Source organism: Pseudomonas sp. PGPPP1 (genome assembly GCF_002255865.1).
GTDB lineage: Bacteria > Pseudomonadota > Gammaproteobacteria > Pseudomonadales > Pseudomonadaceae > Aquipseudomonas > Aquipseudomonas cremoris.
Window position 1 is genome coordinate 1 of sequence record NZ_NKIG01000049.1, and the last position, 26,086, is coordinate 26,086.

Annotated in this window: 21 protein-coding genes and 1 pseudogene; 20 read left to right on the top strand and 2 right to left on the bottom strand. The window is 60.0% G+C overall.

The annotated features are described in order from the left end of the window. The first annotated feature begins 245 nt into the window (after window positions 1-245). From CFE47_RS29915 to CFE47_RS29945, 7 genes are all read left to right on the top strand, one after another. Window positions 246-785, top strand: coding sequence for a TetR/AcrR family transcriptional regulator (locus CFE47_RS29915; protein ID WP_185704080.1), 540 nt, complete (start codon window positions 246-248; stop codon window positions 783-785). Between the two features lie 14 nt (window positions 786-799). Beyond that, complete coding sequence (locus CFE47_RS29920) at window positions 800-1,633, top strand: alpha/beta hydrolase (RefSeq protein ID WP_286842613.1); 834 nt, start codon at window positions 800-802, stop codon at window positions 1,631-1,633. A 39-nt stretch (window positions 1,634-1,672) separates the two neighbouring features. After that, on the top strand, window positions 1,673-2,107 hold the full coding sequence (locus tag CFE47_RS29925) for an acyl-CoA thioesterase (RefSeq protein WP_185704084.1): 435 nt from the start codon (window positions 1,673-1,675) through the stop codon (window positions 2,105-2,107). Between the two features lie 55 nt (window positions 2,108-2,162). Beyond that, entirely contained in the window at window positions 2,163-3,128 is a 966-nt protein-coding gene (locus tag CFE47_RS29930) for a tRNA dihydrouridine synthase (RefSeq protein ID WP_286842615.1), read from the top strand. Window positions 3,129-3,751: 623 nt separating this feature from the next. Next, complete coding sequence (locus CFE47_RS29935; protein ID WP_286842617.1) at window positions 3,752-4,879, top strand: hypothetical protein; 1,128 nt, start codon at window positions 3,752-3,754, stop codon at window positions 4,877-4,879. Between the two features lie 87 nt (window positions 4,880-4,966). Next, complete coding sequence (locus CFE47_RS29940; protein WP_286842619.1) at window positions 4,967-5,911, top strand: hypothetical protein; 945 nt, start codon at window positions 4,967-4,969, stop codon at window positions 5,909-5,911. Between the two features lie 101 nt (window positions 5,912-6,012). Continuing rightward, window positions 6,013-7,284 carry a hypothetical protein gene (locus CFE47_RS29945; protein WP_286842622.1) on the top strand — a complete coding sequence of 424 codons (1,272 nt, stop codon included), beginning with the start codon at window positions 6,013-6,015 and terminating at the stop codon, window positions 7,282-7,284. 3 nt (window positions 7,285-7,287) lie between these two features. On the opposite strand, the gene CFE47_RS29950 is transcribed toward CFE47_RS29945, so the two are convergent. Beyond that, on the bottom strand, window positions 7,288-10,566 hold the full coding sequence (locus CFE47_RS29950; protein WP_286842625.1) for a sensor domain-containing protein: 3,279 nt from the start codon (window positions 10,564-10,566) through the stop codon (window positions 7,288-7,290). A gap of 66 nt (window positions 10,567-10,632) precedes the next feature. After that, window positions 10,633-11,523, bottom strand: a complete 891-nt coding sequence (locus CFE47_RS29955) for a LysR family transcriptional regulator (RefSeq protein ID WP_185704094.1) — start codon at window positions 11,521-11,523, stop codon at window positions 10,633-10,635. A 147-nt stretch (window positions 11,524-11,670) separates the two neighbouring features. On the opposite strand from CFE47_RS29955, the gene leuC reads away from it, so the two are divergent. The 13 genes and pseudogenes from leuC to CFE47_RS30020 all read left to right on the top strand — a co-directional run. Next, complete coding sequence (gene leuC, locus CFE47_RS29960; protein WP_286842628.1) at window positions 11,671-13,089, top strand: 3-isopropylmalate dehydratase large subunit; 1,419 nt, start codon at window positions 11,671-11,673, stop codon at window positions 13,087-13,089. 10 nt (window positions 13,090-13,099) lie between these two features. Next, window positions 13,100-13,744 (top strand): 3-isopropylmalate dehydratase small subunit, encoded by a 645-nt coding sequence (gene leuD, locus CFE47_RS29965; protein ID WP_010209061.1) that lies wholly within the window; start codon window positions 13,100-13,102, stop codon window positions 13,742-13,744. A gap of 146 nt (window positions 13,745-13,890) precedes the next feature. Next, the gene (locus tag CFE47_RS29970; protein ID WP_286842632.1) at window positions 13,891-14,655 is read left to right on the top strand and encodes a class I SAM-dependent methyltransferase; all 765 of its coding nucleotides are present in this window, start codon (window positions 13,891-13,893) and stop codon (window positions 14,653-14,655) included. A gap of 53 nt (window positions 14,656-14,708) precedes the next feature. After that, entirely contained in the window at window positions 14,709-15,791 is a 1,083-nt protein-coding gene (leuB, locus tag CFE47_RS29975; RefSeq protein WP_286842634.1) for a 3-isopropylmalate dehydrogenase, read from the top strand. A 64-nt stretch (window positions 15,792-15,855) separates the two neighbouring features. Further along, complete coding sequence (gene asd, locus CFE47_RS29980) at window positions 15,856-16,968, top strand: aspartate-semialdehyde dehydrogenase (RefSeq protein WP_185704102.1); 1,113 nt, start codon at window positions 15,856-15,858, stop codon at window positions 16,966-16,968. 238 nt (window positions 16,969-17,206) lie between these two features. Next, complete coding sequence (locus CFE47_RS29985; protein WP_286842637.1) at window positions 17,207-18,217, top strand: aspartate-semialdehyde dehydrogenase; 1,011 nt, start codon at window positions 17,207-17,209, stop codon at window positions 18,215-18,217. A 162-nt stretch (window positions 18,218-18,379) separates the two neighbouring features. Further along, window positions 18,380-20,938, top strand: a complete 2,559-nt coding sequence (locus tag CFE47_RS29990) for a FimV/HubP family polar landmark protein (protein ID WP_286842639.1) — start codon at window positions 18,380-18,382, stop codon at window positions 20,936-20,938. 157 nt (window positions 20,939-21,095) lie between these two features. After that, a complete protein-coding gene (truA, locus tag CFE47_RS29995) occupies window positions 21,096-21,920 on the top strand; it encodes a tRNA pseudouridine(38-40) synthase TruA (RefSeq protein ID WP_101272132.1) in 825 nt (274 codons plus the stop codon). A 64-nt stretch (window positions 21,921-21,984) separates the two neighbouring features. Further along, entirely contained in the window at window positions 21,985-22,617 is a 633-nt protein-coding gene (locus CFE47_RS30000; RefSeq protein ID WP_286842642.1) for a phosphoribosylanthranilate isomerase, read from the top strand. A gap of 243 nt (window positions 22,618-22,860) precedes the next feature. Beyond that, entirely contained in the window at window positions 22,861-23,781 is a 921-nt protein-coding gene (gene accD, locus CFE47_RS30005; RefSeq protein ID WP_005789754.1) for an acetyl-CoA carboxylase, carboxyltransferase subunit beta, read from the top strand. Next, the gene (gene folC, locus CFE47_RS30010) at window positions 23,778-25,085 is read left to right on the top strand and encodes a bifunctional tetrahydrofolate synthase/dihydrofolate synthase (RefSeq protein ID WP_286842647.1); all 1,308 of its coding nucleotides are present in this window, start codon (window positions 23,778-23,780) and stop codon (window positions 25,083-25,085) included. The genes accD and folC overlap by 4 nt, the downstream gene beginning before the upstream one ends. Further along, a complete protein-coding gene (locus CFE47_RS30015; protein WP_286842650.1) occupies window positions 25,069-25,728 on the top strand; it encodes an SPOR domain-containing protein in 660 nt (219 codons plus the stop codon). Before folC ends, CFE47_RS30015 begins: the two co-directional genes overlap by 17 nt. Before the next feature lie 257 nt (window positions 25,729-25,985). Beyond that, window positions 25,986-26,086, top strand: a pseudogene (locus CFE47_RS30020) (CvpA family protein); the annotation flags it as partial.

A 26,086-nucleotide genomic window follows, 5' to 3' on the forward strand; every position in this document is an offset into this window, starting at 1 on the left:
TGGATCAATCGGTGCAGATCTATAACAGCGAGCGGCCACATCTATCGCTGAAATACAAAACGCCCGATGCGGTGCATCGGGCGTTTTGAGGCTGAAATAGGTGTAAACCTATTTCAGGACTGGACACTGGCGTTTGGCCAATCCTCTTTCCAATTCCCCTTCCTCTTCTGACCAATGGTCATGCCTGTCGCTTGCCAAATATTATTATGGTAATAATATTCAATCCATGAACATCGGAGGCAATGATGAGCGATAAAAAAGCGCAAACCCGCGAACGCATTTTGCAAGCCGCCAGCGCTGCGTTGATCCAGCGTGGACCGGCTGAGCCGAGTGTCGGTGAAGTCATGGGGGCGGCGGGGCTGACCGTCGGTGGGTTCTACGCGCACTTCGAAAGCAAGGATGCGCTGATGCTGGAGGCCTTTACGCAATTGTTGGCCAGGCGTCGCGCGTCGATCGACGATATGGACGCCCAATTGACCGGCGAAGAGCGTAGAGGCTTGGTGGCGGCGTTCTACTTGTCTCGCAAGCACCGCGACTCAACCGTCCACGCCTGTCCGATCCCGGCAACGGTCGGCGAGATGAGCCGCTTGCCGGATGAGTTTCGCCAGGCGCTGAACGAGCACTGCGAGCTGATGGCCGCGCAGCTCGCCGTCAGCCCTGAAGACACCGACAAGGCCCTGGCCGATATGGCGTTGATGATCGGTGGCTTGGCCTTGGCGCGTGCCCTGGGCCCGGGTGAGCTTTCTGACCGTGTGTTACGCGCCGCCAAGTCGGCGGTGCGCTGAGGAGGGTTTGGATCATGGGCGCACTGACATGGATTCGTGGTTTCAATGGCACCGTGGGCCGCCTGGCACCGCATTCGGTGGCCAGCAAAATGCGTCGTACCTTCATGACGCCTCGGGATTTGCCGCCGCGTGAGTGGGAGTTGCCGCTGTTGGCTCAATCGGAGCGCATCACCCTGCGTTTCGGCTTGTCGGCGCTGCGTTGGGGCCAAGGGCCTGCCGTATTGCTGATGCACGGTTGGGAAGGGCGCCCGACCCAGTTCGCCAGCTTGATCACGGCCCTGGTCGACAACGGTTATTCAGTGATTGCATTGGATGGGCCTGCCCACGGTCGCTCGCCTGGGCGTGAAGCGCATGTGCTGCTGTTCGCTCGGGCCATGCTCGAAGCGGCGGCCGAGTTGCCACCGCTGCACGCGGTGGTCGGCCATTCCATGGGCGGTGCCAGTGCGATGCTGGCCGTGCAATTGGGCTTGCGTACCGAGGCACTGGTGAGTATCGCCGCGCCGTCGCGGTTTCTGGATGTGCTGCGTGGTTTTGCCGGAATGGTGGGTTTGCCATCAAGGGCGCGCTCGGCGTTTATCCAGGAAGTCGAGTTGGCGATGGGGATGCCGCTCAAGCATCTGGACGTCGCGCACTATCAGATGAATATTCCTGGCCTGATCGTGCATGCAGAGGACGACACTTTTGTGTCGGTCAAGGCCTCGCAAATGATCCATGACGCCTGGTTCGACAGCCGCTTGCTGCGCCTGGAGCAGGGTGGCCACCAGAAGGTATTGGCCGACCCACGTGTCATCGAAGGTGTGCTGGCGTTGCTTGCGGGTCGTCGTTTACAGGAGCGGCAAACGGCCTGATACACTGCCCCGCCGAGATTAATCGACTGGGAGCAAGGCATGGGCTGGGATTTGACAACGCCGTTTATCATCGATCTGCAGGTTGGCGCAGAGGACATCGACGGCCTGGGGCACGCTAATAATGCGGTGTACGTGTCCTGGCTGGAGCGCTGCGCCTGGCGACATTCCCAGCGTCTGGGGCTGGACCTTACCGAGTACCGCCGGCTGGATCGTGCCATGGCGGTAGTGCGCCACGAGATCGACTACCTCGCGGCAGGTTACGAGGGTGACGAACTCCAGCTCGCTACCTGGATTGTCGATTGGGACCAGCGCCTGAAAATGACCCGGCGTTTCCAGCTGTTCCGCCCTAGCGACGGAGCGACTCTGCTGCGCGCGCAAACCACCTTCGTCTGCATCGAGCTGTCCACTGGCAAGCCCAAGCGCATGCCGGCGGAATTCCTCGACGGTTATGGTCCCGCCCTGACAGGGGGTTAACGGTTGCCGTAGGAAACCCAGTAAACTGCGCCACGATTTTTGTTGAGTGTTTTCCATGCAAATTGCTTTGGCGCCCATGGAGGGGTTGGTCGACAACATCCTGCGGGACGTGTTGACCCGCGTGGGCGGTATTGACTGGTGCGTGACCGAATTTATTCGCGTCAACGACCGCCTGCTCACCCCAGCCTACTTTCACAAACTCGCCCCGGAACTGCTGCATGGCGCCCACACCGCTGCGGGCGTGCCGTTGCGTGTGCAATTGCTCGGCTCAGACCCTGTGTGTCTCGCGGAAAACGCTGCCTTGGCCTGCGAGTTGGGCTCCCAGGTGATCGACCTGAACTTCGGCTGCCCGGCCAAGACCGTGAATAAATCCCGGGGTGGCGCGGTGTTGCTCAAGGAGCCGGAGTTGCTCAACCAGATCGTCGAGCACGTGCGCCGCGCTGTTCCGGCCCATATCCCGGTGACCGCCAAAATGCGCCTGGGCTTCGACAGCCCGGACGGCGCGTTGGTCTGTGCCACGGCCTTGGCCGAAGGTGGCGCGGCGCATATCGTGGTGCATGCGCGTACCAAGACCGATGGCTACAAGCCGCCTGCCCACTGGGAGTGGATTCCGCGCGTGCAGGATGTGGTCAAGGTGCCGGTATTCGCCAACGGCGATATCTGGTGCGTTGACGATTGGAAGCGTTGCCGTGAAGTCAGCGGTGCCGAAGACATCATGCTCGGTCGTGGTTTGGTGGCGCGCCCTGACCTGGCGCGGCAGATCGCCGCCGCACGAGCAGGCGAAGAGGTGGTTGAGATGACCTGGGCACAGATGCAGCCCATGCTCCAGGACTTCTGGACGCAGTCGGTGGCCCAACTGACTGAAAAGCAGGCGCCGGGCCGCTTGAAGCAATGGCTGGCGATGCTGACCCGTAACTACCCGGAAGCGGTGGAGCTGTTCACAGCGCTGCGTCGGGAGACGGGGCTTGAGCAGGTCAGTCGCTTGCTGGGGATGGCTCATCCGCAGCAATCTGAGTCATAAGCTGCAACGCTTGAATGGCCTTGAGCGAAGTGGATGCGCTCTTTAAGCGAATCCTATGTTTCAAGAAAATGCCCCGTATCGTTTGATGCGGGGCATTTTGCGTTGAACGGGAAGTTAAGTTCGCCTAGCTATTAGCGATAGGGTGTTTTGTTAATGGGAGATGGCGTTATTTTAATATCGGTTTGAAACATTGAGAGAGGTGCGATTTTTTTAGGGGCAAAATAAGACGGTATGTAATATCGGTTGTTTTTTTCTGTGAGATAGATTTTGTATTTTGCTTATGGGCGGCAGGTATTATTTGCGTGCGCGAAATACCAGAGTGGTTATCTGTGCTGGTCTTGTAATTATATCGGAGAGTTGCTTGCTTTACGGTTTATTAGCGTGTGTGTCTCACGAGGCAGGCTTGGAAGGCGTGATTAAAGGGCTTTAAGAAAGAGTCATGGGGAAAAGTCTGAAAATTCTGTTTGGTTTCCTTATGTGAAGCGCGATTTCTGGAACTCGATAGCACCACTGTCCACGAAAGTAATGACTGTGAAGCAGCGTTGTTGTTTGCAGTTCATCAAGGCTATCGCTGACCTGGTCCACTAACGGAGTCAGGCCGCGCTGATTTAAGGAACCCAAGAATGTCTTTATCGATTAATAACTCGCCCTTCGTCAAAGTTGATACCTCGCCCATGGAGCGCCCGGTGTTGCCAGCGACAGCAACTGGGGTGAATCAAACAGCCTCTTCTCATCACTCTGGAGGTGTTCATGTTCCTGTGCGTAATGACAATGCCAAAGGGGCACACAATGAGGTGTTATTCAATTCAGGTGCATTTACCAAGTTATTCGACATGCTTGAGCTGGTTTTCAAAACCATGCGTGAAATGTTCGCCGGAAAGAATATAACCCCCGATGTATTACCCGACGCTGAGAGGTCGCCGAAAGTAAAACCTGATGCAGGCCTACAGCCGATGGTGAAGCCTGATGCAGGCCCACAACCGATGGTAAAGCCTGATGCAGATCCACAACCGAAGGTGAAGCCTGATGCAGGCCCACAACCGATGGTGAAGCCTGATGCCGGCCCACAACCGATGGTGAAGCCTGATGCAGGTCTACATCCGCAGGTGCAAGCTGATCATGGTCGGCTAAGGCCCGTGCTACCTGGACCGACAGTTCCAGTGCTGCCCGCCGTACCCAAACCGGTTGTCAATGTGACCAATGACGCCAACGCGCAGGTCAAGGTCGAAGTAAACGTTAACCACTGTCATTGTCCCGACACCAAATCGGAGCATGACAACGGCTTGAGGCCAAGAGTTGCAGCCGATGTAAGTGTGACGCCACAACCTGCACCCAAGGTCGTGCCGCAGACGGATACCACGCCAAACGTAGTGCCAAAACCGGACGCCACCCCCCAACCCGGTGTGACGCCACAACCTGCACCCAAGGTCGTGCCGCAGACGGATACCACGCCAAACGTAGCGCCAAAACCCGACGCCACCCCCCAACCCGGTGTGACGCCACAACCTGCACCCAAGGTCGTGCCGCAGACGGATACCAAACCTAACGTAGCGCCTAAAGACGACACCGCGCCTAAGCCAGGCGTGATGCCGCAGCCCTTACCAAAGGTCATTCCCGATAACGATGCAAAGCCAAAAGTAAATCCAGACCTGCCCCAACCTCAGCCTGAGTTGACCAGCCCTGCCCCCGGGATTGATCGAGGAGAGCTTAACAGTCCGGGTTTCAAGCACCGCGCATGGCTCAAGACCTGAAACGTCAGCCTGTATTTCAATTCCTTTGATAAAGGCAGCGCCTTCCCGGATAGCCGTCCGGGGAGGCTCTTAATCACGGAGGTTTTCATGACGTGTTGTTCTATTAAAAGCGTTGCTCGTGTAGTGGACGTGCGTCAGGTGTTGGCGCCTAACGCCCTGGTTGCGACCAATGAGGTCGTGCCACCCGGCACCCTGGTCGGGATTGATTATGCTTCGACGACGCGGGTAAAAGAGCCACTCGGTTCTGCGACGGTTGGCGACAAACCGGCTGCTATCAATACCTTGGTGGCGTTGTTTACTTCGTTTTTCACCCAGTTGATTAATCTCATCTCGGACAAAAAAGACAAGGTCGTTCCGGACATCTCTCCCAAACCCGAGATCAAACCTCGGGTCATGCCAGAGCCTGAACAACCAAGGCCCGAGGTTGCTACGCATATTCCGGGGCTGTCCGATAAACGAAAGGGTGCCAAACCTGGAAATATCTGGAGTGGCTTCCGCCAAGGGCCTGACGGCAACTGTGTAACGGTCTCGGCCATCAAAGCCGCCATGTACAAATTTGGCCAAAGCCCTACCGATATCTTCAAGGAGGTGAGGAGGGAACGCAGCGGTTATCGAGTCATTATGCGCGACGACTATGTCTTGACCCTCACAGACCGAGAGTTGGCGGTGGGCGCGCGAGGTTCGCGATTTGTCGGCCCTGACGCGGGCATGCTCAAGGACGCGCAATTCCTTTTTGCGGTCAGTGCAAAGCGCGCGCACATGGAAAACAACGATGGTACGGCGTACCGGAGTTTTGAAGCCGGTGTCCACAGTTTGAACGATGGGGAAGATGAGGTCGATCCTGGTGAAGGCTTCCTGCGATTAGGGTTGAGTAAGCATATGCGGCAGGTCAGCGTGCGAGAACTTGCCAATGGTCAGCTAGGCATGTGCAATCGTACCGGGCATTCGGTGGCCGTTATCAACGGTCGCGAAGAATTGTGGGGCAAGCAAGGGTCGGCGCCGACACGAGGGGACGCCATCGCGTTGGTTTGATGGTGGGAATGTCACTCATGCGGCCAGCGCCTCAAGGCCATCAACCAGTTTGCGAGTTGAGCGCCCTGGTCGCATGTTCTACACAAGCAGGAGGTAGCAAGATGAGTATCTCGATGATGGGCCGTTCGGTTATGGCGGGGGGCCCTCAAACCGATTTTTTCTACCGCGCCGGTGCACCGCCAGCCGTCAGTGCCATCGACGCGTTCAGTGTCTCCCAAAGACGATTTGGTGAAAACTTTGACTGCAGCACCCACGCCGCTGTTATCAAAATGATGATGATGACGTTGGGTCAACGCCTGGCGGACATGTTTGATCAGATCCAGCCTTCCGGTGATGGCTATTCCATCACTATGAAAGACGAGTTCAAGGTTCACCTGTCTCGTCATGAGTTGAACCAGGCGGCGCAGGCTTCCAGGTTTACCGGTGAAGACGGTGAGTCTGTCGCCACTGCCAACGTGGTGTTCGCCGCCTTTGTGAAGCGCAAGCAATTGACCGGAGGCTACTCGACGTTTGAAGCGGCCTTGGCCAGGACCATCGAGGGTGAAACAGCCCAACGCTGTATGCAGGGCATGGGTGTGTTCGGGCTTTCCAGCTTTGTTCCGGTGAGCGAATTGACGGGAAAGGACGCAGTAGGCGTGCTGGAAACCCATAACCGTGGCGCGGCACTGGTAAATGAGGGCGTCTTGCATGACTACGGTGAGCAGCGGCACGTGGACCGGGGCTACGGATACACGTTGTTCAATGACAAGCAATCGCTCCCCAACGATGGCTGGAAGGTGACTCATGTTGCGGCCAGCACGGATTCTGGAAAGATCTGGGATGGGTTCTACCAAGGCGTGCAAAGCAATTGCGTCACGGTATCGGCGATCAAGGCAGCCATTATCCGGTTCGGCCAGGTCCCCAGCGGGATCTATAAGCATATCCAGGTCACCGAGCAGGGGTTTGACGTGCTCATGCGCGACTCATTCCGCGTGCAGTTGACCCACGATGAAGTGCGTCAGGCCGCCGCTGCGTCGACCTTTCGTGGCACTGACCCTCAATTGCTGGACTACGCCAACTTCCTCTACGCCGTCAGCGCCAAGCGGGCGCAATGGGAGAACAACGACTTCCGTGGCAGGCAAAGCTACTCGGTAGCCCTGGAAACCCTCAATGACGGCGAGCATCCCGGTGAGGCACTTCGACGCCTTGGACTCTACGGTTACCTGCGTGAGAGCACGGTTGAAGCGCTGGCGGGTGGGGCGGTGGGCACCCTGGCCGACAGCGCCCACTCTGTCGCAGTGATCAATGGGACGCTGGACCTCTATGGGTTGCCACTTGATCTGGCGTCGTCGCGTTGGATGCGCGGCGGTCTAAGGGCGCTGACATTGGTGTAGCGGCTACCCCAGCAACGCCCGGAACCCCTCTATCGGCAATGGCCGGCTGTGCAAATAACCCTGGTACAAGTGGCAGCCCTGCTTTTGCAGGAAAGCCAGTTGCTCTGGGGTTTCCACGCCTTCGGCAATCACTTCCAGATTCAGGCTGCGGGCCATGGCCACGATGGCACGGATGATCTCCGCGTCGTTGGGGTCATGGGTGGCATCGCGTACAAAGGATTGATCGATTTTCAGCGCATCCACCGGCAGGCGCTTGAGGTAGGTGAGTGATGAATAGCCGGTGCCAAAGTCATCCATGGCAAAGCTGACGCCGAGCTTCTTGAGGCGGCGCATTTTGCCGATGGTGTCGTCAAGGTTTTGAATCACGATGCCTTCGGTGATCTCCAGTTTCAGCAGGCTGTAGGGCAGCGAGTGTTGCTTGAGGCTGCGCTCCACGCGCTCCACGAAATCGTTCTGGCGGAACTGCCGAGGGCTGATGTTTACGCATAGGCTGAAGTTCAGTGGATCCACCAGGCCGTCTGCGATGAGTTTTTCGAAAGCGGCGCAGGCTTCGTCGAGAATCCAGGTGCCCACTTCGAGGATCAGGCCGCTGTCCTCAAGCACCTTGATAAATTCCGTTGGTGACTGGGCACCCAGTTGCGGGTGCTGCCAGCGCACCAAGGCCTCGGCGCCGACGATTTTGTTGCCGCGCGCGTCAACCTGAGGCTGGTAATTCACACTGAACTCGCCGCGTGACAGGGCCAGTCGCAGGTCGGTTTCCATGCGCAGGCGTTCGCTGGCGGTTTTCTGCATGCTGTTGTGAAACATCTGGGTGGTGTTGCGCCCCGAATCCTTGGCGCGGTACAGCGCGATGTCCGCACGCTTGAGCAGGTCTGCCGGGGTGGAGCCGTGGTCGGGGATCAGCGCTACGCCAATGCTCGGGGTGACCTGCAAACGATGGCCGTCCAGGAACATCGGTTCCGAGAGCAACTCGCGCAGGGTGTCCGCCAGTTCCTGCACCTGGGCGCTGACTTGCGCGCGCGAGCCGTCCAGCCCACTGAGTAGCACCACAAATTCATCGCCGCCCAGGCGTGCCACGGTGTCTTCCATGCGCACGCTGGCTTCCAGGCGTGCGGTGACGATCTTCAGCACCGTATCGCCCACCGGGTGGCCGAGGGAATCGTTGATGTGCTTGAAATGGTCAAGGTCGAGAAACAGCAGCGCGCCGCGCAAGTTGTGACGTTTGAGCAGCGCGATCTGCTGGCTCAGGCGGTCCATCAGCAGTGCGCGGTTGGGCAGATTGGTCAGCGGGTCGTGGTAAGCCAGGTGGCGGATCTGCGCCTGGGCGTTTTTCAGCAGGCTTACGTCCCGTGCGGTCAGCAGTAGGCAGGGCGTTTCGTTCAGGGTGATTGGCTCGACGGACACCTCCACCGGCAGCACCTCGCCACGCTTGTTGTGCCAAAGCATTTCCAGATGGCGAATGCGCCCCTTGATCTGCAGTTCGGCCAATAGCGCGGCGCGCTGGTTTTCATCGGCCCAGATACCGATCTGGTAAAGAGTGAGGCCGATGGCTTCTTCGGCGCGATAGCCGGTGAGGCGACAGAAACCGTCATTGACCTCGACATAGCGGCCAGTGTCGCGCTCGGTGATGGAGATCGCGTCGGGGCTGGAATGGAACGCCTTGGCGAATTTCTCCTCGCTGGCCTTGAGCGCTGCCTCTGAGCGCTGTTGCTGGGTGATATCGCGCAACGTGGTGACGATGCACGGTCGATCGCCAACCTTGATCTGGCGGCTGGATATCACGCAGGTCAGGCTTTGGCCGTTCTTGTGATGGGCCACAATCGCCACATTGCTCAGGGCCTGTTCGCGTATCACCCGCTCGATGCGTTGCAGGCGCTTGCTTGACTCATCCCACAGGCCGATCTGCTCGGCACTCTTGTCGATGACTTCGGCGGCCGCCCAGCCAAAGGTCTGGGTGAAGGCCGGGTTGATTTCGATAAACACGCCGCTCTCCAGATCGGTGACGCAGATCGGGTCGGGACTGGCCTGGAACAGGCTGGCGAATTTTTCTTCCGAGGCAGTGAGGCGTTGTTCGCGCTCCACCTGGTCAGTGATGTCCAGCAGCGTGCCCGCCATGCGCAGGGGGGCGCCTTGCTCGTCGCGATACAGGCGGGCACGGCTTTCGAGGTAGCGCGAGCTGCCATCTTCCATTTGCACGCGGTAGGTCAGTTGGTAGTTGCCGGCCGGGCCTTCGCGCAGGGTGCGATAGGCGTTGCGCATATTGTCGCGTTCTTCATTGGGCATGCCCTCGAAGAATGCATCGAAGGATTCGTGGAATGGCTCGGGCGGCAAACCATGCAGCTGGGCGGCGCGAGCCGAGCCATAGAGCATGCCGGTGGGGATATGCCAGTCCCAGGTGCCCAGCTGTGCGGAATCCAGGGCCAGGTCGAGGCGCTCCTGGCTGTCCTTGAGCGCTTGCTCGGCATTCTTGCGGTCGGTGGTGTCGAGAAACGTGCTGATCAGGTAAGCCTCGCCCTCCAGTTCCACCTTTTGCGCACTGAGGGTGCCGTCGTGGATCTGGCCATTGCTGGCGCAAAACTGCACCTCCATGGTGATCGGCTCGCCCTTGCGTTGGGTGGCCTTGACCAACTGCGCGCGTTGCTCGGGGTGGCGCCACAGGCCCAGGTCCAGGGTGGTGCGACCGATGGCGTCGGCGACCGGCCAACCAAAGTGGATCTCGAAATATTGGTTGGCTTCGCTGATCAAGCCATCGGCCTGGCGGGTCAGCAGCACCATGTTTGGGCACAGGTGGAACAGCGTGGCGAAGCGTTTTTCGGAGTGGCCGAGGGCGTTTTCCCGCTCGCGTTGGTGGGTAATCTCGCGGATCACGCCGATCATTCGGCGCCGGCCAGTCTTGTCCGGCGCCAGGCTGCCATTGATCTCCAGCCAATGATGCGTGCCGTCAGGCCACTGGATGCGATGGCGCATCGCGTGTTCGAACGGTTCGCCCGCCAATACCGCGTGAAACGCTCGCACTACGCGAGCGCGGTCGGCCGGGGCCAGCAGGTCGAGATAGTCCAGATCCTTTGGCAAGGGCTGGCGAGGGTCAAAACCGAACAACGCCTGGGTGCCCCGTGACCAGCTGATTTTCCCGGTGTCGATTTCCCAGCACCACGCGCCCAGCCGGGCGGCGTTGAGGGCCGCCAGCAACTGCGGAGCGCTGTCCCAACTTTGCTCCGCCTCTTGAGGGTCAAGGGCGTAAATGCGAGGCAAAGGTGGTACGGAATCGACGGGGTTGCGCATTATCAAAGGGCCTTGGCTCGATGGGCGTAAGGCGCGGTTTTATTCAGACCTTGAGGCCGCACAGCTTCATGCCGGTATCCCTGGCAGATCGACCTGTGCATCCAATAGGCTCATGAAAGCCCGCGCAGCGTTCGACAGCGTCCTTTCGGTGTGCACGATATAGCCTAGCTGGCGACTGAGCTGTATGCCCGGCAAAGCGATACTTGCCACCTGATCATCAAGCATAGTGCGCGGCAAAACGCTCCAGGCCAGGCCGATCGACACCATCATCTTGATAGTTTCCAAGTAGTTAGTGCTCATCGCGATGTTTGGAGTTAGGCCCTGGGCTTCGAACAATCGGCTGACAATATGGTGCGTAAAGGTGTTCCCTCCGGGGAAAACAGCCGGGTGCCCGGCAATATCGGCCAGGCTGACCCTGCCATTGAGGGTCAGGCTGTGTTCCGGTGCGACGACAAAGTCCAGCGGGTCATCCCAGACCGGTGTCGCGCGCACGAGATGATGAGGGTCGGGCGCCAGGGTAATTACCGCTACTTCTGCGCGGCCGTGGAGGATTTCTTCGTAGGCCACTTCCGAATCCAGGAACTGAATATCCAGCGCGACGTTGGGGTACTCCCGGGTAAAGGTGCGCAGAATCGGCGGCAAGCGATGCAGGCCAATGTGGTGGCTGGTGGCCAAGGTCAGGCGCCCGCTGACTTCGCCGGTGAGGTTGGTGAGCGCGCGTCGGGTGTCGTCCAGCACGTTTAGGATCTGGTAGGCGCGTGGCAAGAGGGCCCGCCCGGCCTCGGTCAAGCCGACTTCACGGCCCAGGCGATCAAACAGGCGTACCTTTAATTGTTGCTCCAAACCGGCGATGCGCTTGCTAATGGCCGGTTGGGTCAGGTGCAAACGTTCGCCGGCACCGGAGAAGCTGCCGGTCTCGGCGATGGCGATAAAGGCATTGAGGTTGGCCAGGTCCATTGTGGTATTCCAGTTGGTAATCCAAAGCATAAAAAATATGAATTTGAGTTATTTAATGTAGCGCCATACCATCAGCCTCACAAGCCAAAGGGTTATTGAATGTCTCAAGACCCGGGGCATAGAAAGACCGCTGATGAGGACCGACTGATGGCCGGCAAAACGCTTTACGACAAGCTTTGGGATTCCCATGAAGTGAAACGGCGCGACGATGGCTCGTCGCTGATCTATATCGACCGTCACATCATCCATGAAGTGACCTCGCCCCAAGCGTTCGAAGGCCTGCGGCTGGCCGGGCGTAAGCCGTGGCGCGTCGACTCCATCATCGCCACCCCTGACCACAACGTGCCGACCACCCCTGAGCGCAAGGGCGGTATCGACGCCATTGTCGATACCGTGTCGCGCTTGCAGGTACAGACCCTCGACGACTATTGCGACGAATATGGCATCACCGAATTCAAGATGAATGACGTGCGTCAAGGGATCGTCCACGTGATCGGCCCGGAGCAAGGTGCGACCTTGCCGGGCATGACCGTGGTCTGCGGTGACTCCCACACCTCCACCCACGGTGCCTTTGGCGCCTTGGCCCATGGCATCGGCACGTCCGAGGTGGAGCATGTGTTCGCCACCCAGTGCCTGGTCGCCAAGAAAATGAAGAACATGCTGGTGTCCGTCGAAGGCACGTTGCCGTTTGGTGTAACCGCCAAGGACATCGTCCTCGCCGTGATCGGCAAGATCGGCACCGCCGGCGGTAACGGCCACGCCATCGAATTCGCAGGCAGCGCGATCCGCGACCTGTCCATCGAAGGCCGCATGACCATCTGCAACATGTCCATCGAAGCCGGTGCTCGTGTGGGCATGGTGGCAGCGGACGAAAAGACCGTCGAGTACGTTAAAGGCCGTCCATTTGCACCGGCGGGCGCCGATTGGGATGCAGCGGTAGAGGCTTGGAAAGACTTGGTCTCCGACGCCGACGCGGTGTTCGACACCGTGGTTGAACTGGACGCTGCCCAGATCAAGCCGCAAGTCAGCTGGGGCACGTCGCCGGAAATGGTGTTGGCGGTTGATCAGAACGTGCCGGACCCGGCTAAAGAAGCTGACCTGGTCAAGCGCGGTTCCATCGAGCGCGCCTTGAAGTACATGGGCTTGCACGCCAACCAAGCGATTACCGACATCCAGTTGGACCGCGTGTTCATCGGTTCTTGCACCAATTCGCGGATTGAAGACCTGCGCGCCGCAGCAGTGATCGCCAAGGGCCGCAAAGTGGCTTCGACCATCAAGCAAGCCATCGTGGTGCCGGGTTCGGGCCTGGTCAAAGCGCAAGCCGAAGCCGAAGGCCTGGACAAGATCTTCCTCGAAGCCGGTTTTGAATGGCGTGAGCCGGGTTGCTCCATGTGCCTGGCGATGAACCCGGACCGTTTGGAGTCGGGCGAGCATTGCGCGTCCACCTCCAACCGTAACTTCGAAGGGCGTCAGGGCGCCGGTGGGCGTACTCACCTGGTCAGCCCGGCCATGGCTGCTGCGGCGGCCGTCAACGGTCGTTTCATCGACGTTCGCGAATTGATCTGAGGAATACCCGATGCGTGCTTTTACACAACACACAGGTTTAGTCGCGCCGTTGGACCGTGCCAACGTGGACACCGACCAGATCATCCCCAAGCAGTTCTTGAAGTCGATCAAGCGCACCGGTTTCGGCCCGAACCTGTTCGACGAGTGGCGTTACCTGGATGTGGGCTACGCCTACCAGGACAACTCCAAGCGCCCACTAAACAAAGACTTCGTGCTCAACGCCGAACGTTACCAAGGCGCCAGCGTGTTGCTGGCGCGGGAAAACTTCGGTTGCGGCTCCAGCCGTGAGCACGCACCGTGGGCCCTGGAAGAATATGGCTTTCGCAGCATCATCGCGCCGAGCTACGCCGACATCTTCTTCAACAACAGTTTCAAGAACGGTTTGTTGCCGATCATCTTGACCGATGAAGAAGTGGATGAGTTGTTCAAGCAGGTGGAAGCCGAAGAAGGCTACCAGTTGACCGTCGACCTGGCCGCGCAAACCGTGACTCGCCCGGATGGCAAGGTGTATCACTTTGAAGTGGACGCTTTCCGTAAGCACTGCCTGATCAACGGTCTGGACGACATTGGCCTGACCTTGCAGGACGGCGATGCGATTGCCGCGTTTGAGGCCAAGCACCGGGCGAGCCAGCCTTGGTTGTTTCGCGACGCGTAATTTTGGGTAGATCGGCCTGGCCCCATCGCGGGCAAGCCCGGCTCCCACATTGATCGGTGTTCTCCTGAACGACTCGGTCAACTGTGGGAGCTGGCTTGCCTGCGATAGCGGCAGTACAGCCACCCCAAAACCCAAGGAAAATCACCATGACCAACACCGCCCATACCCAAGTCGTGCAAAAACAATTCGGCGAGCAAGCCTCGGCCTACCTGAGCAGTGCCGTGCACGCCCAAGGCACCGAATTTGCGCTGCTGCAGGCCGAGCTGGCCGGGCAGGGCAGTGCACGACTGCTGGATTTGGGCTGCGGTGCCGGGCATGTGAGCTTCCATGTGGCGCCACTGGTCAAAGAAGTGGTGGCCTACGACCTGTCCCAACAGATGCTCGACGTGGTCGCCGCCGCTGCGGTTGATCGTGGCCTGGGCAACATTCGCACCGTGCACGGCGCCGCCGAACGCCTGCCGTTTGCCGATGGCGAGTTCGACTTCGTGTTCAGCCGCTACTCGGCCCACCACTGGAGCGATCTCGGCGTGGCCTTGCGCGAAGTGCGCCGCGTGCTCAAACCGGGTGGTGTGGCGGCCTTTGTGGACGTCTTGTCACCGGGCAGCCCGCTGTTGGACACTTACCTGCAAACCGTCGAAGTGCTGCGCGATACCAGCCATGTGCGCGATTACTCCGCCGCCGAATGGATGCAGCAGCTCAGCGAGTCCGGTTTGCATGTGCGCACCAGCAGCCGTCAACGCCTGCGCCTGGAATACACCTCGTGGGTCGAGCGCATGCGCACGCCAGAAGTGTTGCGCGCTGCAATCCTTGAGCTGCAAAAGGCGATGGGCCAGGAAGTACGCGACTATTACGAAATTCAAGCCGACGGCACCTTCAGCACCGACGTGCTGGTGGTCTTCGCCGAACGCTGATCAATTTTTCCCGACCTGCCTGCGGGCAGGTCGCTTGATGAAATGAGGAACGCATGAGCAAGCAGATTCTGATTCTCCCTGGCGACGGTATTGGTCCGGAAATCATGGCCGAAGCGGTCAAGGTCCTGGAATTGGCCAACACCAAGTACAGCCTGGGCTTCGAACTGAGCCACGACGTGATCGGTGGCGCGGCCATCGACAAGCACGGCGTGCCGCTGGCTGATGAAACCCTGGACCGTGCCCGTGCTGCCGACGCTGTGCTGCTTGGCGCCGTGGGTGGCCCGAAATGGGACAAGATCGAACGTGATATCCGCCCTGAGCGCGGCCTGCTGAAAATCCGGGCGCAACTGGGCCTGTTCGGCAACCTGCGCCCGGCGATCCTCTACCCGCAACTGGCTGACGCGTCGAGCCTCAAGCCGGAAGTGGTCGCGGGCCTGGACATCCTGATCGTGCGTGAGCTGACCGGCGGTATCTACTTCGGCTCGCCACGTGGCGTGCGTGAGTTGGAGAATGGTGAGCGCCAGGCTTACGACACCCTGCCGTACAGCGAGAGCGAAATTCGCCGTATCGCCCGTGTCGGTTTCGACATGGCGCGCGTGCGTGGCAAGAAGGTCTGCTCGGTCGACAAGGCCAACGTACTGGCTTCCAGCCAACTGTGGCGTGAAATCGTCGAAGAAGTGGCCAAGGACTACCCGGACGTCGAACTGAGCCACATGTACGTCGACAACGCTGCCATGCAACTGGTGCGTGCGCCGAAGCAGTTCGACGTGATCGTCACCGACAACCTGTTCGGCGACATTCTGTCTGACCAGGCCTCGATGCTCACCGGCTCTATCGGCATGCTGCCGTCGGCGTCCCTGGACACTAACAACAAGGGCATGTACGAGCCTTGCCATGGTTCGGCGCCGGATATCGCGGGCCAGGGCATTGCCAACCCGCTGGCGACCATTTTGTCGGTCTCGATGATGCTGCGTTACAGCTTCAATCTCGGCGACGCTGCAGACGCCATCGAGAAGGCCGTCAGCCTGGTGCTGGACCAGGGCCTGCGCACCGGCGACATCTGGTCGCAGGGTTGCACCAAGGTCGGTACGCAAGAAATGGGCGACGCAGTAGTCGCCGCGCTGCAGAATCTGTAATCTCTCGGGCCCGCTTGCAGTTGTTGCTGCAAGGCGGCCCACTTTTTAACAAGGTGTAGTTGCGATGAAACGTGTAGGTCTGATCGGTTGGCGCGGTATGGTCGGTTCCGTGCTCATGCAGCGGATGCTGGAAGAGCAGGATTTCGATCTTATTGAGCCGGTGTTTTTCACCACTTCGAACGTTGGTGGCCAAGGGCCGTCCGTGGGCAAGGATATCGCCCCGCTCAAGGACGCCTACAACATTGAAGAGCTGAAAACCCTCGACGTGATTTTGACCTGCCAGGGCGGCGACTACACCAGTGAAGTCTTCCCCAAGCTGCGTGAAGCGGGCTGGCAGGGTTACTGGATCGACGCGGCATCGAGCCTGCGTATGCAGGACGACGCCGTGATCATCCTGGACCCGGTGAACCGCAAGGTCATCGACCAGCAATTGGATGCCGGTACCAAGAACTACGTCGGCGGCAACTGCACCGTCAGCCTGATGCTGATGGGCCTGGGCGGCTTGTTCGAAGCCGGTCTGGTTGAGTGGATGAGCGCCATGACTTATCAGGCGGCCTCCGGTGCCGGCGCGCAGAACATGCGTGAGCTGATCAAGCAGATGGGCGCGACCCACGCAGCCGTTGCCGATCAACTGGCAGACCCTGCCAGCGCAATCCTCGACATTGACCGCCGTGTGGCCGAGGCCATGCGCAGCGACGCCTACCCGACTGAAAACTTCGGCGTGCCGTTGGCCGGTAGCCTGATCCCATGGATCGACAAAGAACTGCCGAACGGCCAGAGCCGCGAAGAGTGGAAGGCCCAAGCCGAGACCAACAAGATCCTCGGTCGCTTCAAGAGCCCGATCCCGGTGGACGGCATCTGCGTACGTATCGGCGCCATGCGCTGCCACAGCCAGGCGCTGACCATCAAGTTGAACAAAGACGTGCCGATCGCCGACATCGAAGGGCTGATCAGCCAGCACAACCCATGGGTCAAGCTGGTGCCGAACAACCGCGATATCAGCATGCAGGAACTGAGCCCGACCAAGGTTACCGGTACCCTGAATGTACCGGTTGGCCGTCTGCGCAAGCTGAACATGGGCAGCCAGTTCCTCGGTGCGTTCACCGTTGGCGACCAACTGCTGTGGGGCGCGGCCGAACCGCTGCGTCGCATGCTGCGGATTCTGCTGGAGCGTTGATCGCTTGAGGCAGTAAGAGAAACCCGCGCTCTGGTGACAGGCGCGGGTTTTTTGTTGCCCTTGAGGCCGACATCGCAGGCAAGCCAGCTCCCACATGTTGACGTGTGAATACATTCAAGTGTGGGAGCTGGCTTGCCTGCGATGGGGCCATCAGCCACATCACTATAACTGGGCCAATTGCCTCACCCCCCACCACCCGGTAAAGTGCCGCTCCCCCCGCAATGCCCGAGGCAGCCCCATGACCCAGACCTTTGAAATCGCCGTGATCGGCGCCACCGGCACCGTTGGTGAAACCCTGGTGCAGATTCTCGAAGAGCTGGACTTCCCGGTGGGCACCTTGCATTTGTTGGCGGGCAGCAACTCTGCCGGCGCGTCGGTACCGTTTCGTGGCAAGAACGTGCGGGTCAAGGAAGTTGACGAGTTTGATTTCAAAAAGGTGCAGCTGGCGTTTTTTGCTGCGGGGCCGGCAGTGACCCTCAGTTTTGCCCCGCGCGCCACGGCGGCCGGTTGCGCGGTGATCGACCTGTCGGGCGCGTTGCCGGCTGATCAGGCGCCTCAGGTTGTCCCGGAGGCTAATGCTCACGTCCTGAGCCGCCTGAAAAAGCCTTTCCAGCTCAGCAGCCCAAGCCCGTCCGCCACCAACCTTGCGGTGGTGCTGGCCCCGTTGCGCGGTTTGCTGGACATCCAGCGTGTGAGCGTCACCGCCAACCTTGCAATGTCGGCCTTGGGCCGTGAAGCGGTCAGCGAGTTGGCTCGGCAAACGGCTGAGCTGTTGAACGTGCGCCCGATGGAGCCTCAGTTCTTTGATCGTCAGGTTGCCTTCAACCTGTTGGCACAAGTCGGCACGCCAGATGCACAAGGTCATACGGCCCTGGAGAAACGTCTCGTACATGAACTGCGTGCCGTACTGGAAACTCCTTTGCTAAAGATTTCCGCAACCTGCATTCAAGCCCCGGTGTTTTTTGGCGATAGCCTGACTGTGTCGCTGCAATTGGGCGCACCGGTCGACCTCTCCGCGGTGAATCGCGTTCTCGATGCGGCGCCGGGTATAGAGCTGGTCGAAGAGGGCGATTACCCGACAGCGGTTGGCGATGCGGTGGGCCAGGACGTTGTGTATGTAGGACGGGTTCGTGCAGGGGTGGACGATCCGGCGGAACTAAATCTGTGGCTGACGTCAGATAACGTACGCAAAGGGGCTGCCCTTAACGCCGTACAGCTGGCGCAGTTGTTGATAAAAGACCTTGTGTAAAAGATACTTGGCGGCAATTTGTAGATTGATTCTAACCAGGCGCTATGCTTGGCCCCAAGCAGGAATAGAAGCGCGTCGGTGACCTATCGGCTCGCCATGCCTTATGGCAGCGGTTACCAACCTTCTCGCAGGCCGGGGAGTGTTCAAACAAAGGATGAGGCTATGGTTCAAGTTCGCAAACTGGTGTTAGCAATAGCGGCCGCCTCGGCGCTGTCCTCCGGTATGGCGCAGGCGCTGCAGCTGGGGGAAATGACCCTCAAGTCGAAGTTGAACCAGCCTTTGTCGGTGGAAATCGAATTGCTCGATGTGGGTGGCCTCACGGCTTCCGAGATCACACCGAGCCTGGCGTCGTCCCAGGCGTTTGTGGATGCCGGCGTTGATCGCCAGGCGTTTCTGAATGACCTGACGTTTACTCCGGTGATCAACCCGAGTGGGCGCAGTGTGGTGCGCGTCACTTCCAGCAAGCCGCTGCCGGATTCCTACGTACGCTTCCTGTTGCAGGTGCAGTGGCCCAACGGCCGGTTGATGCGTGACTACAGCGTGCTGCTCGATCCAGCTAAATTCGAGCAGCCGGCACCGGCCGCCGCTGCGCCCGCGCCACGCTTGAGCGCGCCGGCAAGCACCGCGCCTGCCGGTAGCAAGGCTGCCCAGCACACCACCACGTCGCGCGATACCTTGTGGGAAATTGCCGAGAAGAACCGCAATGGCGCGTCGGTCCAGCAGACCATGCTGGCTATCCAGGCGCTGAACCCGGACGCGTTTATCGATGGCAACATCAACCGCCTGAAGACCGGCCAGGTGCTGCGCCTGCCGGATCGCGTTCAAGCGACCAGCTTGTCGCAGTCCCAGGCGATTGCCGAAGTGACCGCGCAAAACGCTGCTTGGCGTCAGGGTCGTCGCTCGGCCACCAACCAGGCAGCGGGCAAGCAGCAATTGGACGCAACCAAGCGCACCCAGCCTGGCAATGCGCCGTCGAGCACCAGCGCTAAGGACAACCTGAGCCTGGTCTCTGCCGAAGCGGCGAAGAAGGGTGCCAAGGGCAAGGCAGGGGACAGCTCCTCCTTGAACGACAAGCTGGCGATGACCCAAGAGCAACTCGACACCACTCGTCGCGACAACGAAGAATTGAAAAGTCGCGCGGCAGATTTGCAAAGTCAGTTGGACAAGTTGCAAAAGCTGATTCAACTGAAAAACGATCAACTCGCCCGTTTGCAGGCTGAAAAAGGCGACACCAGCGGGGCGGCTGCGGCAGCGATGCCGGCTCAGTTGGCCGGTGATCCTGCGTCGACGCCTGCTGCCACAGCCACCGCGGCACCTGCCGCGCCTGCTGTCGAACCGGTCAAGCCTGAAGTGGCACCCGCTGCCACCCCGGAAGGTAAATTCAACGACCTGCTGACCAACCCGATCATCCTCGGTGTGGTTGGCGGTGCCGCCGGCCTGCTGGTGCTGTTGCTCCTGCTGTTGTGGGCACGTCATCGCAATGCCCGCCGCGAAGAGGAAAAACACCTGCGCATGGCGCGGGCCCTGGCTGAAGAGCCTGAGTTTGCCTCGAATATCGATCACGACCTGCCGCCGGACAGCTTTGAGGGGCTCGAAGTGCCACCGCCGAGCGTCAAGCTAGCAGCTGCGCCTGCGCCTGCACCAGTGGTTGAACCGGCCGTCGTGGTGCCAACCGTTGCTTCCGTGCTGGCGCCGCTGGCAGTTGCTGTCGCGCCGCAAAACTCTAGTGATGCGCTGGCACAAGCCCAGTCCCATATCGATCGTGGCCATCTGAACCAGGCGGCTGACGTGCTGGAGCAGGCAATCAAGCATGAGCCCAAGCGTAGCGATCTGCGTTTGAAGCTGATGGAGGTCTACGGCCTGCAGGGCGACAAGGACGGTTTTGTCACCCAGGAGCGTCAACTGGTGGCCAATGGCGACAACCACGCCCAGGTCGAGCAGCTCAAGTCGCGCTTCCCGGCCATGGCCGTGTTGGCGGCAGGTGTCAGCGCTGCGGTTGCTGCTGCTGCGTTGGACGCTCAATACGTCAAGGACCTGTTGGAAGACAAACCGGCTGCCCCGGCGCCAGAGCCAGAGGCATTCGACACTGATTTCGACCTGAGCCTGGACGATTTGGAAGCCGCATCGCCTGCCGAAGTCAAAGACGATCAGCAGACGTTTGAATCGCTTCTACAGGAGCAGACCGAAGCCAAGGTCAGCCCGGACGACTTGTCGGACTTCGACCTGGACCTGGATCTGCAATTGGATGCGCCAGCTTCGACGCGTTCGGACGATGACTTCCTCTCGGGTCTGGAAGACCAGATGAAAGATGTGTCCGTTGTCGAGCCGCCGACCCTGACTCCAGCGGCGCTGGATGATTTCGACCTGCCGGAAGATTTCGACCTGTCCCTGGCGGACGAGCCGGAAGTGGCTGCCCAGCCGGACGCCTTCGCGTCGGAACTGGATGATGTCAATGCTGAGCTGGATCGACTGTCCCAGAGCCTTGAGCATCCGTCCATCGAGCCATCCTTTACCGCTGAAGACGCGGCGTTGGGCGGGGATGAGCCGGAATTCGATTTCCTGTCGGGCACCGATGAGGTTGCCACCAAACTCGACCTGGCCCAGGCCTATATCGATATGGGTGATGCGGACGGTGCACGGGACATCTTGTCTGAAGTGTTGACCGAGGGTGATGAGTCCCAGCGTGGCGAGGCCAAGGAAATGCTCGGTCGATTGGCGTAATCATCGGTTGTTGGCGCGACGGCGACCTTTGGGTCGCCGTTTTGCTTTTCGTGGAAACCGGGCAAGCCAGCGTCCCTACAAATCGGCATAATGTGCGCCTTTGCGCAACTCATCAGGCTCTCAGTTCTTGGCAAATATAGATAACGCGGCCGCCGAAATGGCGGCTGCAGGCTTTTACCGCATCGCCTTGGGCGTGGAATACAAAGGTTCTCGCTATCGCGGCTGGCAGCGTCAGGCATCCGGCGTGCTGACGGTGCAGGAAACCCTGGAAAAGGCGCTGTCGAAGGTCGCCGATTCGCCAGTATCGCTGATGTGCGCCGGGCGTACCGATGCTGGTGTGCATGCGTGTGGCCAGGTGGTGCACTTCGATACCCAGGCCGAACGCACGATGAAGGCGTGGGTGATGGGCGCTAATATCAATTTGCCCCATGACGTCAGCGTCAGTTGGGCCAAGGTCATGCCCGCGCATTTTCATGCGCGCTTCAAGGCCATCGCCCGGCGTTATCGCTATGTGATCTACAACGACCAGATTCGCCCGGCGCACCTGAACGAAGAAATTACCTGGAACCACCGCCCGCTAGACGCCGAGCGCATGGCCGAGGCCGCGCAGCACCTGGTGGGTGTGCATGATTTCAGTGCCTTCCGCGCCGGCCAGTGCCAGGCCAAGTCGCCGATCAAGGAAGTCCACCACCTGCGGGTAACCCGCCACGGCAAGATGATTGTGCTGGATATCCGCGCCGGGGCGTTCCTGCACCATATGGTGCGCAACATTGCCGGGGTATTGATGACTATCGGTACCGGCGAGCGTCCGGTGGAGTGGGCCAAGGAAGTACTGGAAAGCCGCATTCGTCGTACCGGCGGTGTGACGGCGCATCCATTCGGCCTGTATCTGGTGGATGTGGAGTACCGCGACGAGTTCGAGCTGCCGGAACGTTTCATCGGGCCACACTTCCTCACAGGTTTCAGCGAACTTGGCGGCTGACGCCCGGAAAAGCTTTTGTTACCATCCGGGACTTTCTCGGTCCAATCCCTGGGGTTTTCACGATATGCCAGCCGTTCGCAGCAAGATTTGCGGGATTACCCGCATAGAAGACGCGCTGGCGGCAGTCGCGGCGGGGGCGGATGCGATCGGCTTTGTGTTTTATGCCAAGAGTCCGCGGGCGGTGAACGTGTTGCAGGCTCGGGCGATCATCGCTGCACTGCCGCCGTTTGTGACCACCGTCGGGTTGTTCGTCAACGCCAGCCGCTGTGAACTCAACGAAACCCTGGATGCCGTACCGCTGGACATGCTGCAGTTTCACGGTGACGAAAGTCCTGATGAGTGTGAGAGCTACCAACGCCCGTACATCAAGGCGCTGCGCGTAAAGGCCGGGGATGACATCGCCGCTGCCTGTGCTGCCTACACCGGCGCTCGCGGAATTCTGCTGGATACCTATGTCGAAGGCGTGCCCGGTGGTACCGGTGAGGCGTTTGACTGGACGCTGATTCCCGAGGGCTTGAGCAAGCCGATCATCCTGGCCGGGGGGCTCAACCCCGCGAATGTCGGGGCGGCGATCGAGCAGGTTCGTCCGTATGCCGTGGATGTCAGCGGTGGGGTAGAGCAGGGCAAGGGCATCAAGGATCACAACAAGATTCGCGCATTCATGCAGGCTGTGCGCGACAGCAGTGTCGGGATGTGACGGCTGGCAGTCTGCCGCCGTCCATAACTACCACTGTGTAAAACAGCCCGGCGCCGCCTGTGAGTGGCCCGGAAACGAAGTGGCAACCCTGCTCGGCAGGTTGTCTGGAAGGCTGAGGGCGCATGCGGGAAAAGGCAGGTCGAACGTCTGACCCCGTCCTGCATGCGTCATCGCCACATATGAATTTAGCTCAAGGGCATACGCGGGGCTGTGTTCAAGCCACCGGTACTGGAGAAAGAAAGCATGAGCAACTGGTTAGTAGACAAACTGATCCCTTCGATCATGCGTTCCGAGGTGAAAAAAAGCTCGGTTCCTGAAGGTCTGTGGCACAAATGCCCATCCTGCGACGCGGTGCTGTATCGCCCGGAGCTGGAAAAGACCCTGGATGTTTGCCCTAAGTGCAACCACCACATGCGTATCGGCGCCCGCGCCCGCATCGACATCTTCCTCGACGCCGACGGCCGTAACGAGCTGGGCGCAGACCTGGAGCCGGTTGACCGTCTCAAGTTCCGCGACAGCAAGAAGTACAAGGACCGTCTGGTCGGCGCGCAGAAGCAGACCGGTGAGAAAGACGCACTGATCTCCGTCAGCGGCAAGCTGCTGGGCATGCCGGTGGTGGTCTCGGCGTTCGAGTTCTCCTTCATGGGCGGCTCCATGGGTGCCATCGTCGGTGAGCGTTTTGTTCGCGCCGCCAACTACGCCCTGGAAAATCGTTGCCCGATGATCTGCTTCGCCGCCTCCGGTGGTGCGCGGATGCAGGAAGCCCTGATCTCGCTGATGCAAATGGCCAAGACCTCTGCGGTGCTGGCGCGTCTGCGTGAAGAAGGTATCCCGTTCATCTCCGTGCTGACCGACCCGGTCTACGGCGGCGTTTCCGCGAGCCTGGCGATGTTGGGTGACGTGATCGTCGGCGAGCCAAAGGCCCTGATCGGCTTTGCTGGCCCGCGCGTGATCGAGCAGACCGTGCGTGAAAAGCTGCCGGAAGGCTTCCAGCGTAGCGAGTTCCTGCTGGAGCACGGTGCCATCGACCTGATCATCCCGCGCGGTGAGCTGCGTCCACGCCTGGGCAACCTGCTGGCGCAAATGATGGGTTTGCCGACGCCTGTGTACGTCGCGCCTAAAGTTGAACCGATCGTCGTGCCGCCGGTGCCTGCAAACCTATGACCCAACGTACCCTCGGCGAATGGCTCGCCTACCTTGAGCAGTTGCATCCGTCCGCCATCGACATGGGCCTGGAGCGCTCGCAACAGGTAGCGGCCCGCCTTGGGTTGGGCCGCCCGGCACCGCGAGTAATCACGGTGACCGGCACCAACGGCAAAGGCTCTACCTGCGCCTTTGTCGCCGCGCTGCTGCAAGCCCAAGGGCTGAAAGTCGGCGTGTACAATTCCCCGCACTTGCTGCGTTACAACGAGCGGGTGCAGCTCAATGGCGTCGAAGCCACTGACGAGCAACTCTGTGAAGCCTTCGCCGCACTCGATGCCGGGCGTGGCGAAATTTCCCTGACTTATTTCGAGATGGGCACCCTGGCGGCGTTCTGGCTGTTCGAGCGTGCGCAACTGGATGTGGTCGTTCTGGAAGTCGGCCTGGGCGGGCGTCTGGATACGGTCAACGTGGTGGATGCCGACGTCGCGCTGGTGACCAGCATCGGCGTGGACCATGCCGATTACCTGGGCAATACCCGCGAGTCTGTGGCCTATGAAAAGGCCGGGATCTTCCGTCAGGGCAAGCCGGCGCTGTGTGGTGATATTGACCCGCCGCATACCTTGCTCGACAAGGTGCGCGAACTGGATTGCCCGTTTTTCCTGCGGGGCCGCGAATTCAATCTTGAAATCGGTGACCGGCACTGGCAATGGCGCGGTCAGGATGCAAGTGGTCAGTCGGTAGAGTTACGCGACCTGCCGCTGCTCAACCTGCCCATGGAAAACGCCGCGCTCGCGCTGCAGGCCTACTTGCTGTTGGACCTGCCGTGGAATGCCGGGCAGATTGCCGCGACCTTGCTGGCGACCCGTGTGGTCGGGCGCCTGGATCGTCGCGCTTACAAGTGGCAGGGTAAGCGCCTGAACCTGTTGCTGGATGTTGGGCATAACCCTCATGCGGCCGAATACCTGGCGCAACGCTTGTCGCGCACGCCGCCGGTCGGTCGTCGCCTTGCGGTATTCGGTTTGCTGGCCGATAAGGACTTGGAGGGTGTGGTTGCACCTTTGCTTAGCAATGTCGAGGCTTGGGCCGTGGCGCCGCTCGATTCGCCACGCAGTCGCCCGGCCGCCGAGCTGGAGGTTGCTTTGCAGAACCTTGGTGCGCCTGTGGCGTCGTATGCAAGCGTTACCGCTGCCCTTGAGGCACAGTGTGCGGTTGCCACGCCTGACGACGAAATTCTGTTGTTCGGATCATTTTATTGTGTTGCCGAGGCGCTAGAGTGGTTGGCCCGGCGCTCCACGGAGGAAGCTGCACATGGCATTACTGGATAGCGCTTACAAGCAGCGGATGGTCGGAGCCCTGGTTCTGGTGGCGTTGGCAGTGATCTTCTTGCCGATGTTGTTTTCCCGTCAGGACGAAGAGCGCCAGGTCATCGTCGAGGCGCCTACCGCGCCACAGGCGCCAGCGGTGCCGCAAGTGCAGGTTGAGCCCGTGGTAGTGCCCGAGCCGCAGGCCTTGCCGGAAGATGAGCCGGTTCCGAGCGCTGATGAAGTGGCGGCGCAGCAGGCGCCGTCTATGCCCGTGCAGCCAAGCGTACCGGTGGTCAAGCCGGCACCCGCGCCGACCGTAGCGGCCAAGCCCGCTGCGCCGGCGCCGGCATCCAAGCCAGTGGCGCCGCAACCTGCGGCACCGGGCAAGCCAGACGTGGGCCAGAGCCGTATCGACCCTAATGGCCTGCCGATCAGTTGGTCGATCCAGGTCGCAAGCCTCGGTAATCGTGATGGTGCCGAGGCGCTGCAAAAAAAGCTGCGTAGTCAGGGCTATAACGCCTATATCCGCAGTGCGGATGGTAAGAACCGGGTATTTATCGGGCCGCTGATTGAGCGTGCCGAGGCGGATCGCCTGCGGGATTTGCTGGATCGCCAGCAGAATCTGAAGGGGTTCGTGACTCGCTTCCAGCCTGAGCGCGGCTGATTTTCGCGAGTTCCAGTTGGAGTGCAGGTCAAAAGTGGGAGCTGGCTTGCCTGCGATGGCGGTGGTGCAGTCGACAGTGATGTTGAATGTGCTGGCCTCATCGCAGGCAAGCCAGCTCCCACATTGGTTTTAGGGTGGGGTTGAAATGGAGTTGGCACGCCACAAACTACTGATTTGCAAGGCATCGACAATCACCGCTTACCGATAGCCCGGCGCTCTGCTAAAATGCGGCGCCTTATCTGTCCGTAGGCTCAAACGTGCCATTTACCTGGGTTGATTGGGCGATTGTTGCAATCGTCGCCATCTCCGCTTTGATCAGTCTAAGCCGCGGCTTCGTAAAAGAAGCACTGTCGTTGCT